The sequence below is a fragment of the Lentimonas sp. CC4 genome (assembly GCF_902728235.1).
In the GTDB taxonomy this organism is placed as follows: Bacteria; Verrucomicrobiota; Verrucomicrobiia; order Opitutales; family Coraliomargaritaceae; genus Lentimonas.
Genome location: NZ_CACVBO010000001.1, coordinates 1,670,648 through 1,683,296, shown reverse-complemented (window position 1 = coordinate 1,683,296; position 12,649 = coordinate 1,670,648). Strand labels below are relative to the sequence as shown.

General features: G+C 54.7%; 13 protein-coding genes. 10 read left to right on the top strand and 3 right to left on the bottom strand.

What is annotated here, in order from left to right:
- The first annotated feature begins 106 nt into the window (after positions 1–106).
- From GZZ87_RS07420 to htpG, 3 genes are all read left to right on the top strand, one after another.
- On the top strand, positions 107–547 hold the full coding sequence (locus tag GZZ87_RS07420) for an antitoxin Xre/MbcA/ParS toxin-binding domain-containing protein (protein WP_162027950.1): 441 nt from the start codon (positions 107–109) through the stop codon (positions 545–547).
- Entirely contained in the window at positions 534–1,010 is a 477-nt protein-coding gene (locus tag GZZ87_RS07415; RefSeq protein ID WP_244648109.1) for an RES family NAD+ phosphorylase, read from the top strand. Before GZZ87_RS07420 ends, GZZ87_RS07415 begins: the two co-directional genes overlap by 14 nt.
- 108 nt (positions 1,011–1,118) lie before the next feature.
- Complete coding sequence (gene htpG / locus GZZ87_RS07410; RefSeq protein ID WP_162027951.1) at positions 1,119–3,002, top strand: molecular chaperone HtpG; 1,884 nt, start codon at positions 1,119–1,121, stop codon at positions 3,000–3,002.
- 119 nt (positions 3,003–3,121) lie between these two features.
- Here the strand turns inward: htpG and GZZ87_RS07405 are convergent, their stop codons facing one another.
- Positions 3,122–3,355: a hypothetical protein gene (locus tag GZZ87_RS07405; RefSeq protein WP_162027926.1), complete on the bottom strand. Its 234-nt coding sequence runs from the start codon at positions 3,353–3,355 to the stop codon at positions 3,122–3,124.
- Between the two features lie 195 nt (positions 3,356–3,550).
- Here GZZ87_RS07405 and GZZ87_RS07400 point away from each other — a divergent pair, with 195 nt between their 5' ends.
- Positions 3,551–4,603 (top strand): L,D-transpeptidase, encoded by a 1,053-nt coding sequence (locus GZZ87_RS07400; RefSeq protein ID WP_162027952.1) that lies wholly within the window; start codon positions 3,551–3,553, stop codon positions 4,601–4,603.
- 335 nt (positions 4,604–4,938) lie between these two features.
- Here GZZ87_RS07400 and infA read toward each other — a convergent pair whose 3' ends face one another.
- Positions 4,939–5,220 (bottom strand): translation initiation factor IF-1, encoded by a 282-nt coding sequence (gene infA / locus GZZ87_RS07395; RefSeq protein WP_162027953.1) that lies wholly within the window; start codon positions 5,218–5,220, stop codon positions 4,939–4,941.
- Between the two features lie 173 nt (positions 5,221–5,393).
- Here infA and GZZ87_RS07390 point away from each other — a divergent pair, with 173 nt between their 5' ends.
- The gene (locus tag GZZ87_RS07390) at positions 5,394–5,963 is read left to right on the top strand and encodes a nucleoside deaminase (RefSeq protein ID WP_162027954.1); all 570 of its coding nucleotides are present in this window, start codon (positions 5,394–5,396) and stop codon (positions 5,961–5,963) included.
- A 270-nt stretch (positions 5,964–6,233) separates the two neighbouring features.
- Here the strand turns inward: GZZ87_RS07390 and GZZ87_RS07385 are convergent, their stop codons facing one another.
- Complete coding sequence (locus GZZ87_RS07385) at positions 6,234–8,813, bottom strand: DEAD/DEAH box helicase (protein WP_162027955.1); 2,580 nt, start codon at positions 8,811–8,813, stop codon at positions 6,234–6,236.
- Positions 8,814–9,228: 415 nt separating this feature from the next.
- Here GZZ87_RS07385 and ribH point away from each other — a divergent pair, with 415 nt between their 5' ends.
- The 5 genes from ribH to GZZ87_RS07360 all read left to right on the top strand — a co-directional run bounded on the left by ribH (position 9,229) and on the right by GZZ87_RS07360 (position 12,635).
- Complete coding sequence (ribH, locus tag GZZ87_RS07380) at positions 9,229–9,708, top strand: 6,7-dimethyl-8-ribityllumazine synthase (RefSeq protein ID WP_162027956.1); 480 nt, start codon at positions 9,229–9,231, stop codon at positions 9,706–9,708.
- Positions 9,684–10,145 (top strand): transcription antitermination factor NusB, encoded by a 462-nt coding sequence (gene nusB, locus GZZ87_RS07375; RefSeq protein ID WP_162027957.1) that lies wholly within the window; start codon positions 9,684–9,686, stop codon positions 10,143–10,145. The genes ribH and nusB overlap by 25 nt, the downstream gene beginning before the upstream one ends.
- 11 nt (positions 10,146–10,156) lie before the next feature.
- Positions 10,157–11,086 carry a signal recognition particle-docking protein FtsY gene (gene ftsY / locus GZZ87_RS07370; protein WP_162027958.1) on the top strand — a complete coding sequence of 310 codons (930 nt, stop codon included), beginning with the start codon at positions 10,157–10,159 and terminating at the stop codon, positions 11,084–11,086.
- A 78-nt stretch (positions 11,087–11,164) separates the two neighbouring features.
- On the top strand, positions 11,165–12,256 hold the full coding sequence (gene aroB / locus GZZ87_RS07365; protein ID WP_162027959.1) for a 3-dehydroquinate synthase: 1,092 nt from the start codon (positions 11,165–11,167) through the stop codon (positions 12,254–12,256).
- Between the two features lie 4 nt (positions 12,257–12,260).
- Positions 12,261–12,635, top strand: a complete 375-nt coding sequence (locus GZZ87_RS07360) for a cupin domain-containing protein (protein ID WP_162027960.1) — start codon at positions 12,261–12,263, stop codon at positions 12,633–12,635.
- Positions 12,636–12,649 lie beyond the last annotated feature (14 nt).

Sequence of the window (12,649 nt, the reverse complement as noted above, 5' to 3'; positions counted from 1 at the left end):
GGAACACTGCATATTTTTGCTACGCCCAAAATTCCGACTACACCCCCAAAGAATATCGAGACTCATCGGCTTGACACCCATCAAATGATACGCTTAATTATTTCACATGAAACACAAGCAAAGCGAAATCGACCATCTCTTAGTCGAAGAAGCGCAAGCGGCTTACCAAGACAGCCCCACCCAGTGGGTGGAACGAATCATAGCAGGCCTGCCCGTCGAAGAATTTGACAGTCTGCGTGAAATGCTGGGGCTCACTGTCGAGGAAATGGCACAAAAAATTGGTATTTCCACAGCGACTTTGAGCCGTCGCCGCGCAAAGAAGGAGCCACTCGGCAGCGACCACAGCGATCGATTGATGCGCTATGCCCGCCTCTTTTGGTTGAGTGCTGCACTGTTTAATGGCGATCAACCGACGGGGCGCGATTGGCTGACACGTCCAGCACGTGCCCTAGGAGGGCAACGACCACTTGATTTCGCCGAGACTGAAATGGGCGCACGCGAGGTCGAAGATTTGATCGGGCGCATCGAGCACGGTGTCTACATCTAGCACAATACGCCTTTGGCGCTTGGTAAAAACCGAGCACATCAAAAGTGCTTTCGACGGCGAAGGAGCCTTTCGCTTTGGCGGGCGCTGGAATAGCCGCGGGCAACGCGTGGTCTATGCAAGTGGCAGCCTCTCACTGGCCACGCTCGAAATTCTCGTGCATATCGATCCAGCAGGGCATCTACCAAAACTGAGCGCATTCTCCATCGATCTGCCAGTCAAACGACTACAGGTTGAAGACTACTCGAAACTCGATCATATCTCAGGCGGCCTGCCGTGGCACCTTGGGCAAACGCGTGCTTGGGGCGACGCATGGAGGCAATCACAAACCACACCTGCCCTACAAGTGCCCAGCAGCATCGTGCCTCACGAGCAGAACTATTTGCTCAACCCGAGCCACCCCAGCTTTGATCGCCTCACAATTGGTGAACCACAGGATTTCTCGCTCGATTCGCGATTAAACTAAACGCACAAAACAACGGAACAAAGATCTCCAGCTGAGCTCTTGATTTTTGCACAGAGCTGATTAGCGTCCCCCACTTCATTTTTTACGAACACACAAGAAAACATACATATGAGCACACAAACACCTGAACGCCACGAATTCCAAGCGGAGGTCAAACAAGTCCTCGATATCGTGGTTCACTCCCTCTACACGGACAAAGAAATCTTCGTCCGTGAGCTGATCTCGAATGCATCTGATGCCACTGAGAAGCTGCGCCACACCCAACTTTCCGAGGCAGACGTCTTCGATGCTGATCTCGACCTAGAGATCCAAGTCACTTCCGACGAAGAAGCTGGCACCATCAGCATTCAAGACTTCGGCATTGGCATGACACACGATGAGCTGATCGAGAACCTCGGCACCATCGCACACTCAGGCTCAAAGGCCTTTCTCAACGCCCTCAAAGAAGGCGGCGAGCACAATGAGAACCTAATCGGTCAGTTCGGCGTGGGTTTCTACTCAGTATTCATGGTCGCTGACTCGGTCAAAGTCTACACCCGCACTTGGCAACCAGAAGGCCAATGCCTCTGCTGGTCTAGTAACGGCGATGGCGCTTACGAAATCGAAGAGGTCGAAGGCGAACGCCGCGGCACACGCATTGTATTCACTCTCAAGGACGAATACAAAGACTTCGCCAAGAAGGATCAGCTCGAAGGCATCATCAAACGCTACTCCAGCTTCGTTCAATTCCCGATCAAGGTGGATGGCGACGAGTTCAAGACCGTCCAAGCACTCTGGTTGAAGAGCAAGAACGAGATCACCGACGAGGAATACACTGAATTCTACAAATTCCAGGCCAACGCCTTTGACGAGCCGCGCTTCCACCTGCACTTCGCAGCGGACGCACCGATCTCAATCAACACCCTCCTATTTGCTCCAACGGAAAACATGGAAGGCTTCGGCTTCGGCCGCATGGAACCAGGCGTCGCGCTCTACTGCCGCAAGGTGCTGATCGACAGCGATCCAAAGAATCTACTGCCCGATTGGCTCCGTTTCGTGCGCGGCGTGGTCGACAGTGCGGATCTGCCACTCAACATCTCCCGCGAGTCCATGCAGGACAGCGCGCTGATCCAGAAGCTCAATAAGGTCATCACCAAGCGCTTCCTCAAGACTCTCGAAGAAAAAGCCAAGAAAGAGCCTGAAGTGTATAACGACTTCTGGAAGTCCTTCGGCGTCTTCCTCAAGGAAGGTGTGACCACTGACTTCACACACCGCGACCAGTTGCTCAAGCTCCTACGCTACGAATCTTCTTACACTGAAGAAGGCACCACGACTGGCCTCGCCGACTACCTCTCACGTGCACCTGAAGGTCAGAAGGAGATCTACTATCTCTCTGGCGCAACTCGCCAAGCAATTGAGTCTGGCCCTTACTTCGAAGCCTTCAAGGCGCGTAACATCGAAGTGCTTTACCTCTACGAGCCGATTGATGAGTTCGTCATGAGCCATGCTCGTGCCTTTGAAGAGAAGAACTTCATCTCTGCCGACTCTGAAGATATCGATCTCGACGCCATCGCGCCAGACACCGACACCGAGAAGGAAGAAGCACTCGCGACTGACGCAACCGAAGGACTCTGCGCCTTCATCAAAGAAAAGCTCGGTGCAAACGTCAGCGAAGTGACAGCCAGCGACCGCCTCGTCGGTAGCCCGGCGATGATCGTCAACGCGGACAAGATGATGACCGCTCAAATGCGTAAGATGATGAAGGCGATGCAGCAACAGCAAGCCGGCGATGCCGCTGCGCTGGGTGCAGAGCCTCCCGTCAAGTTGCAGATCAATCCACGTCACCCACTGGTCAAGAACCTCGCTGGGCTACGTGATTCCGATGAAGCCCTCGCGACTCTCATCAGCGAACAACTACTAGACAACGCCCGCGTCGCCGCAGGCCAGCTCGAAGATCCGTCCGCAATGATTCAGCGCAATTACAAGATTCTCGAGCAGCTTAGCTCGAAATAGTCTCCACGATCCTCGGGCGAGCCTCAGGGCTCGCCCGATTGATCGATCGTTATATTTACAAAAAAACGCCGTCTTTCAGCTGAAAGACGGCGTTTTAGTATAAAGATGATGACTACAAACTAGTTTGCGTCAGTCTTAGGCTTGTGCTCATCGCGGTAGCCAGGGATCTCACCAGATTTGTAGCGATCCATCAGCAAACCATCAGTCTCCGTTGTATGAGCTTCTGCTACAGGAGCCGCATCATCCGCAGCAGGTGCCGCAGCATCCGCAGCAGGTGCCGCATCATCAGTTGAAGCGCAACCTGCGAATACGAGTGCTGCAAAAAGAAGAGCTAAGAGATTTATAAATTTCATAATATTCATTTAGTTAATAGAAGGGTTCAGTAACAACATTGTGATTTTACCAAGAAATGCAACCTCGTTGAATGAGTTTTATTTACTTCTAAAAACACGTAATTTCAGCACCGCTCATCTGAGGGCCTTGCTTTAAAGGTAAATTGCACCCACGCTGGCGATCGCTCTCATAAAACGACTCCCGAAACGCACATTTTGGCTAAGAAACGAACAACCAAGCGCGCCTCCAAAGCAAGACGCCGCCCGACCCAAAAGAAGAAAAGCCGCGGCATTCTGTATTCGCTCATACGAATACTCGTCATCCTCGGCATAGCGGTCGCCCTCTATTACTACTGGCCACAGCTACGCACCTTCGTCGAGAACGCAACAAAGAGCCAGCCAATCATCACATCACGCGCCATCGTAGGCACCACCGAACTACAAATCGCGCTCGCCCGCGAGGGATTCTCCCCTGGCTCTATCGACGGCGCAACCGGCTCACAAACGAAACGCGCCCTACTCGCCTACCAGACTGCCCACGACTTGCCACAAACAGGCACCTTCGACGAGGCGACTGCCGAATTGCTCAGAATCGAAGATCCCGTTTTGATTCAACGCACCCTCTCCATAGAAGACTTTGCCCAGGTCGGCGCCAAGCCCCAGAGCTGGCGCGCACGCGGCCAACTCGACAAAATGCGCTTCAACTCGACCTTGGAGATGATCGCCGAACAAGCACAGACCGACCCCGACTTAATCGTCAGTCTCAACCCTGAGGTCAATTGGGACCTGCTTTCAGCGGGCGACCACATCCAGATCCCCCACGTGCCGCCCTTCCGTGTCGGCCAACCTGCCGCCTATATTCAGATCACTTTATCGACACGCACACTTCGCATCTTCAGCGCCGAGCATCGTCTCTTGTTTCACTGCCCAGTGAGCATCGCCCGGCGCGTGGATAAACGCCCGAGTGGCGAGCTGCGTGTCAAAGTCCGCGTCGATCAACCCAACTACACGTTCAACCCCAATATTCTCACCGGCACGGCGCAACGCGAAGGCATCACCAGTAAATTCATCATTCAGCCCGGCCCCAACAACCCGGTCGGCACCGCTTGGATCGGCCTCAACCTACCAAGTTATGGAATGCACGGCACACCAGAACCTGAAAAAGTCGGCCGCACCGAATCCAGCGGCTGCTTCCGCCTAGCCAACTGGAACGCCCAAACCGTGCTCGACGCCACACACGTTGGCATGCCGGTTCACGTCGAGCCTTAAAGCTCGGCACCAAATACCGCCCGATCAACACAACCCATCGCCACAGACAGGGGAAGCACGTGACGATAAGCTTCACCTCGCCACCACTGCTAGCACACACGTAGACGTGACTCGCGACACATCTCTACAAAAATTCTCACCTTGCGTAGAGAACTCGTGCCAACGAGGTCTATCTTGCTTCACCATTGCTAGCACACGCTTAGACACCGTGTTGGGGTTTCCCCCGCTCGACCCCGGCTCCAAGAACCGAGGCCACGAGAGCTACTAAGCAACCTACAGACACAAAAAAAGCACCGACATACGTTGCTTTCTGAATATTCGAGATTGAATGAAGACTATCGACGACGCGGGCCGAAGCTACGTCGTGGAGCATTACGTGCCACCTGAGCATTACGCAGACGGTAAACGATGCGTGCCTTATCCAGATCGTATGGGCTCATCTCCATCTTCACAGTATCACCGGTCGTGATCTTAATGAAGTGCTTACGCAGCTTTCCAGAGATGTGCGCGAGCACTTGGTGCCCGTTTGCCAACTCCACGCGGAACATGGTGCCTGGTAGAACGGCAACGATTTTGCCTTCGACTTCTACGTAGTCTTCGCTTTGTGCTTTAGCCATAAATGATCAATAAGAAATCGGGGAGGGAAGCGGATTGACACCGAAAGTCAAGGACTCTCTCTAACTGATAGACGAGTTAAAAGTTTGAAGACAGGAAAGTTAGCACATTTTTCCTACATTTCTGTCACTTTTTCCGACACACCAAACCGTCCACCGTTCCCACCCATCACACCATGCAAATAGACTGCCCATTCGAAAAAATCTACCCATCCGCCCTGAAGCGCGATGCCGAATACTTCATGACGCACGCCTACAACGAGGCGATCGAAGCATGGAAAAAGGACGAAGTGCCCATCGGCGCAGTGATCGAATACAAGGGGCAGATCATCGCCTCCGCGCACAATCAATCCCGCTCCACCAATGACCCCACCGCCCACGCCGAAATTCTCGCAATCTCGCAGGCGGCTAGTTTTATCGGCGATTGGCGACTCAACGAATGCACCCTTTACGTAACGAAAGAGCCCTGCCCGATGTGCTCCGGCGCGCTCGTCATCGCCCGCATCGGTAAAGTTTACTACGGACTCCCCGACCCTCGCATGGGCTGCGTCGGCGGAGCCCTCGACCTCGGCGCCCTCCCCGACAGTAATCACAACTTCGAATCCGTCAGCGGCGTGCTCCAAGAGCTCAACCACGACATCCTCAAAGCTTTCTTCGAGAAAAAGCGCCAAGACAACGTCGCAAAAAAAGCCGCTGCCCTCAAAGCCAGCACCGAGACAAGCGAAGACGCTCAGACTCAAACGTAGGGGCTTTGCTTTGCGAAAACCGCGCAAAGGCCTTAAAATCATGGAGTCTTGCAACATCTCGTGCCTCAAGCGATTCGGGAGGCAAGAGCTCCTCGTCTTGCAGTGTGCTGGTGCTGAGGTTCGGCGGACGGCGCAGAGGCCGTCCCTCCCAAAGTAACACACATTCCCACTTAACGCGTATTCTCTCAAAGCCTCCCCCTTCAGGTCTCAAGTCTCAGGTCTCAAGTCTCAGGTCTCAGGTCTCAGGTCTCAACTCTCAGCCCTCCGCCACTACTCCGTCGGCAATAACTTCGCCAGTTCCTGAAGATCGGTAAAGTGCTCACGTAAATCTTTCGCGCTGCCGAGATTGCCTAGCGTATTTTCAAACAATTCGCGCTTCTCCGACTTCAAATGCTGGATACGTTCTTCGATGGTGCCCTGTGTGATCATACGATATACAAAGACCCGCTTGCGCTGCCCAATACGGTGCACGCGATCCACAGCTTGGCTCTCCACCGCCGGATTCCACCACGGATCGAGCAAAAACACGTAGTCTGCCGCGTGTAGTGTAATCCCCGTGCCGCCCGCTTTCAGGCTGACCAAAATAACTGCGGGCCCGTCCTTCGTCTGAAATGTCTCCACTGGCTTCGCGCGATTCCTCGTATGCCCATTCAGCTCCAGTAGTGCCACCTCTGGGAACTCTTGCTGAATCAGCGGCTTCACCCGCTTGAGCAACTGCACGAACTGACTAAAAATCACCACCTTACGCGCACCGTTGCCCGTCAGCGCCTCGCCCAAACGCGTCAGCAACATCTGGATCTTACCACTATGCACCGGATCAGCAGTCACATCTGGTATCAAACCGGGATCGCAGCAAGCCTGCCGCAAGCGTGTCAGCAAAGTAAAGAAATTCATCGAGCTCGCCTGCATCGCGACCTGTAAATCATCGCCCATATCCTCGCGGCCTTTATTCAACAGGCCTTCATAGACTTGACGCTGCACATCAGTGATCGGGCAGATCAAATCCATTTCTACCTTCGGCGGTAGATCCTTACCCACCGTGTCCTTCTTACGGCGCAGCAAGAACGGCGCAATCTGCTTACGCAACGTCTGCTCCAGTGTCTTACGCACCGACAGATCCAGCGAAGTTGCCGCATCCTCAAATCGCCGACGCGAGCCCAATAAGCCAGGCATAATAAAGCGGAACAGTGTCCACATATCGAGCAAACGGTTCTCAATCGGCGTGCCCGTGAGCGCGATGCGGCACTCCGCTTTAATCGCGCAACAGGCATGCGTCACCTTCGCCTCGGGATTTTTAATCTGCTGCGCCTCATCCAGCACCGCATAGCCAAACTCAGTGGCATCGAGTAAATGCTTATGCCGCCGCAACTGCGTATAACTGGCGATCCACAGCTTCGGTTTCTGTCCCGCCCCTCCTTCAAAGGTTTCGCCGCTACGCAGCACTGCTGTATCCAGATGTGGATACCAATGCGCCACCTCGCTCTCCCACACCGGCACCACGCTCGCAGGACAGACGATCAAACTATCTTTATCCTCAAACGGATAGGCATTGAGCAAGGTCAACACCTGTAGCGTTTTACCCAAGCCCATTTCATCTGCCAACAAACCATGGCAACTCTGCGCGCGCAAATTAGCCATCCAACGCACACCATGCCTTTGATACGAGCGCAAGAAATCAGGCAACACGACCTCGCCGGGGGCTGGTTCGAGCAAGCCATCAAACTCTGCCTGCTTCGGCCCCAACGCAGCGCGCCACTCTTGCAACTCTTGCTCCAAGTCCAACTCAGCGCCGCGTTCTCCGAACAAGGAAAAGACCATATACCGCGGCCATGTCTGCGCCGCTTCGGATCCTGAAGCCGCCGCCACGCGCCACTCAGCCAGCGCTGCAGTCTGCTCGTCGGCAATTCGCACCAGCCCGAGCCCTTTCACAATATGCGTGCCGCGACCAGCCTTGGCCAAGCGCTCCGCATCTTCGGGATCTAACCAACGCTTGCCCAACTTCAGCCGCCAGTCCACACGCATATCCGCCTTACCCGCGGATTCCACGCGTCCGATAATCTTCACCTGCTTCACGCCCTCGGCCAGGCTCTGCGCATCCAAATCGAGATCCATATACCCAAACACCTCTTCCCAACGCTTGCGGGCATGCGAGAAGAACGCCGCAATCCGCTCAGGATCCCGCATTAAAAAGTCACTCGATTCGCGACGAAACTTAAACCCCACCTCTTTGCCCAGCGCCGTGAGACGCACCAGCATCTCACGCTCAGAGCTGTTCATCTTCGCACCTTCAGCTTGAAAGGCGGCCTCTCGACTAAAGTCAGGATTCACCCAATACGCCGTCATCCGCATCCCCGAGCCTAGTCCTTCCAGGCGTGGGGTTAAACGACGCGCAGCCGGCTCTTCGGGTTCCGCAGGCTTATTCTTCTTAATGCCAGCAGCAATCGCCGCCTCCACAATCTCTAAATCCTCTAGCTCTTTCGCCGAAGGTTTCGGCGCAGGCTCATACGGCAGCGGGTCAATCTCGTCCGCGATCAGCTCTTCAATCTCATACAACCCGCCTACCGCGACGGCATCACCCAGTGCATCATCATCAGTCGAGCAACGCACATTCGGCCCCTCGGCACTCCACTCCACCACCGCGTAGCACGTATCCTTACGCGCAAAGGTGCAATTGATGATCGCATCCTGATCAGCGAGTTCGACACCAGAGATCTGTCCTTTATGATAGATCTCACGTCCCCAGCGCAGTGCCTCTTTCGAGAACGAAGCCTCCCAATCGAGCCCAACATTGTCGAACCACTGTTCGAGAGCGGCTTGATTATAAACACGACTGGAGGCACGGGCACACATAGAGATAATGAACCTTAAAAGAGTAGTTAGAAGTTAGAAGACAGGAGTTAGAAGCTGAGTATCAATGCTTTCTGAAGTATTGATCGTTCGTCAACTTAGCGGAAGCGATCAACACTCTACGCGCTTCACGACCGATGACTAACTACTGACTCCTCACTTCTAGATCCTGAATATATAATGAACCAAAAATCATATCTCTTTTCAAAATCCGCCCGCAAGGACATTCGAACGCTGAACGTTGAACATTCAACGCCGAACATCGAAGTAGTCTGTTTTTCAGAATAACACTGAAACGCCAGCCACCCCCTGAGCCCAAGGGGTGCAGTGTGTCACAGAAGGTCTACAAATCCGCTGCGAGGTATTCGAAGTTCGACGTTGAATGTTCGATGTTCGATGTTCTTAGTGATCCACCCTTATGAGTCTCGACATTCCAAGCATCCAAAAAATAGACGGCAGCGGCCTACGCATTGCCATCATTGCCTCGCGCTATAATGAAGCGCTGGTCGACTCGCTCGTGCACCACGCCACGGCCACATTGACTGCCGCAGGTGCCGACGCTCCCATCGTCGAACGCGTGCCTGGTGCCGCCGAACTCCCGTTCGCAGCCTCTACGCTCGCACACCACTCTCAATTCGACGCGATCATCGTCATCGGCGTCGTCATTGCAGGTGATACCAATCACCACGAAATTATCGGCGACAGCACCGCCACCGCTTTACTCAATATCAGCATCGATCAAAAGGTGCCCGTCATGAACGGCATTCTCGTCGTGAACAACCTCGCACAAGCCGAGGCACGCGCCGGAGACACCATCAACCGTGGCAAAGAATTTGCCCAAGCAGCCCTCGAAATGGCTCAATTTACAAAAAAATGGAAGACAACGAACCACCAGTAACCCGCCGCTCACAACGCCGTGAAAACCGCATGAGCACCGTGCAGTTCCTCTACCAATGGGAGTCGAACAAGCCGGAAGTCCTTGCGGACGACATCTGCCAGTTCTTTGAGAACCAAGAGGAAGACCGCGCCTACTACGCATTTGCCGAAGCGCTCTCGCTCGGAACCATCGAAAATGTCGAAGCAATCGACAAGCACATCGCCGAGCATGCCAACAACTGGACGTTCGACCGCATTGCCAAAGTCGATCTAGCGATCCTGCGCCTCGCCATTTACGAGCTGCTCTACCGCAACGACATCCCGCCAATCGTCAGCATTAATGAAGCGATCGATTTGACTAAGGTCTTCTCGAATCCGGATTCCAAGCGCTTCATCAACGGCATCCTCGACAAGATGAAGGGCAAAATCACACGACCACTGCGTAAAGCAGCGGACTAATACCACGACCGATGCGTAGTCTCTTTAAAAAGTTCAAAGAGGGGCTCAAGCGCCAGACCCCTACTTTCCACAAGGCGTTTGATCAAGTCTTCACCGGCGCGAAGCTGGATCAAGACGCGCTCGATCAACTCGAGGAAGCCCTTTACACCGCCGACTTTGGCGTCGAAACCGTAGAGGAAATCATCGAAGAGATCCAGGCTGCGTATAAGGCCGACAAAGAAATCCGTGGCGAAGACGCCGCCAAGATCGGCGCGACTGTGCTTACCCGTGTGCTCGAAGGTGCCGAGGGCACTATCACCGTGGGTCAACACAAACCCGAAGTCATTGCCCTGATCGGCGTCAATGGCTCTGGCAAAACCACTACGACTGCCAAGCTCGGGCACCTGTATCAGAACGAAGGATACAGCCTGCTGATTGGCGCCTGTGACACTTTCCGCGCAGCGGCAAACGAGCAAATCAAGCACTGGGCCGAAAAGCTCAACATCGACATCGTCTCCAGTCACCACGGCGCGGACTCCGCCGCTGTCGCCTTTGATGCCTATGAAGCCGCCAAAAATCGTGGACGCGACATCGTGATCCTCGATACCGCTGGTCGCCTCCACACCAAGAGCAACCTAATGAAGGAGCTCGAAAAGCTGAAGCGCGTCGTCGAGAAGCAAGACCCCGAAGCGCCCCACCACAGTTGGTTGGTCGTCGACGGCAGTCTCGGCTCGAATTCCATCGAGCAAGCACGCGTCTTCAACGAAAGCTTCCCACTCACCGGTTTGATCATCACCAAGCTCGACGGCACCAGCCGCGGCGGCGCACTCGTCGGTATTTACCGCGAACTCAAGCTACCGATCTACTTCGTCGGCCTCGGCGAACAGCCCGACGATCTACAGCCCTTCTCCGCGAAGAACTACGCCAACGCTATCTTTGGCATTACTGAAGAGGATTCGTAGGGGCTTTGCTTGCGAAGACCGCGCAACGCCCAAAACACCCACATTCTAGACAATCTTTCGTCACCGCCAAAGCCCAACATGTCCACCGCACCACTCACCGTCGAACTCGCCGAGCGAGCCTATCCGATTCACTTTAGCGATAGCCTGACAGCATTGAAAAATGACGTGGCTGCACTGCGCGCCGCAGGCCGCACTGTTCGTGTCTTGAGCGACGCCAACGTGCTCGCAGCACAGCCCGATGTGCTTGCAAATGCAGGCTTCTTGCCCGACGAAATCCTCAACCTGCCAGCAGGCGAACAAACAAAGTCGGTGGAGTTCCACAGCCAAGCGCTCAGCTTTCTCGCGGCAGACTCAATGAACCGCGACTGCGCACTGTTCGCCTTCGGTGGCGGCGTGATCGGCGACCTCACAGGCTACGTCGCAGCCAGCTATCTGCGCGGCATCGATTTTTATCAAATCCCCACCACCCTGCTCTCGATGGTCGATAGTTCGGTGGGCGGTAAGACAGGGATCAACCTGCCCGAAGGCAAAAACCTCGTCGGCGCCTTTTGGCAGCCCAAAGCAGTCTATATCGAGACCGCACTCCTCGAGACCTTGCCACCACGTGAATTCGCAGCCGGCATGGCCGAAGTCATCAAATACGGCATGCTCTACGATTTTGAGTTTTTCAAAGAACTCGAAGAGGTCAACACACTCACCGCAAGCTCCCCAGAGCTGGCCGGCATCGTTCGTCGTTGCTGCGCGATCAAAGCGGAGATCGTTGCTGACGACGAAAAGGAAACCGCAGCGAGCGGTGGCCGCGCCCTGCTCAACCTAGGACACACCTTTGCTCACGCCGTCGAGAACGTCGCAGGCTACGGTCAATACCTACACGGCGAGGCTGTTGCAATCGGCCTCAACCTAGCCACCCAACTTTCCGTGCAACTCGGTCAAGTCGACGCAGCTGACATCGATCGCGCCAATGCGCTCATCGAAAAATGCGCCCTACCGACTCGTCTAAACGCACCACTGCCCATCACTGACCTGATGGCAGCCATGCAGAAGGACAAAAAGAACCGCGCTGGCAAGCTGCGCTTCGTCAGCATGGAAGCCCTCGGCAAAGCAGTGACCACCGACGGCGTCGAAGCGACAATGGTCGAAGGACTCTGGAAAACCGTCGGTGCGGAATAATCGGATGCAGCCGACCATCCAGCGAAGCGACGAGTCCGACGAATTTGAAACCGCCGAGCGTTGCTCGATCCTGGAAGTATCCAACGATCCGGATGATCCTGCGGTGTCCATCGCCCGCGCACGCGTAGCACCAAATGTCACCACCGAGTGGCACAAGCTGAAAGGCACCGCCGAGCGCTATCTCATAATCTCCGGCGAAGGCCGCGTCGAAGTCGGCGAATTAGAGCCGACTGACGTGCACGCAGGCGACGTCGTCCGCATCCCAGCAGACACCCGGCAACGGATAACTAATACAGGTGACGCTGACTTAATCTTCTACGCGATCTGCTCTCCTCGATTTCGTCCAGAGTGCTATACGACCGCGCATCAAGAATTCTGATTTTTCGCCCAACA

What these genes read in the sequence shown, in the direction of transcription:
- GZZ87_RS07390 (WP_162027954.1), top strand. Translation starts at nt 5,394, where the DNA reads ATGCAAATAGACTGCCCATTCGAAAAAATCTACCCATCCGCCCTGAAG.
- GZZ87_RS07420 (WP_162027950.1), top strand. Translation starts at nt 107, where the DNA reads ATGAAACACAAGCAAAGCGAAATCGACCATCTCTTAGTCGAAGAAGCG.
- nusB (WP_162027957.1), top strand. Translation starts at nt 9,684, where the DNA reads ATGGAAGACAACGAACCACCAGTAACCCGCCGCTCACAACGCCGTGAA.
- ribH (WP_162027956.1), top strand. Translation starts at nt 9,229, where the DNA reads ATGAGTCTCGACATTCCAAGCATCCAAAAAATAGACGGCAGCGGCCTA.
- GZZ87_RS07385 (WP_162027955.1), bottom strand. Translation starts at nt 8,813, where the DNA reads ATGTGTGCCCGTGCCTCCAGTCGTGTTTATAATCAAGCCGCTCTCGAA.
- GZZ87_RS07360 (WP_162027960.1), top strand. Translation starts at nt 12,261, where the DNA reads ATGCAGCCGACCATCCAGCGAAGCGACGAGTCCGACGAATTTGAAACC.
- aroB (WP_162027959.1), top strand. Translation starts at nt 11,165, where the DNA reads ATGTCCACCGCACCACTCACCGTCGAACTCGCCGAGCGAGCCTATCCG.
- GZZ87_RS07405 (WP_162027926.1), bottom strand. Translation starts at nt 3,355, where the DNA reads ATGAAATTTATAAATCTCTTAGCTCTTCTTTTTGCAGCACTCGTATTC.
- htpG (WP_162027951.1), top strand. Translation starts at nt 1,119, where the DNA reads ATGAGCACACAAACACCTGAACGCCACGAATTCCAAGCGGAGGTCAAA.
- infA (WP_162027953.1), bottom strand. Translation starts at nt 5,220, where the DNA reads ATGGCTAAAGCACAAAGCGAAGACTACGTAGAAGTCGAAGGCAAAATC.
- ftsY (WP_162027958.1), top strand. Translation starts at nt 10,157, where the DNA reads ATGCGTAGTCTCTTTAAAAAGTTCAAAGAGGGGCTCAAGCGCCAGACC.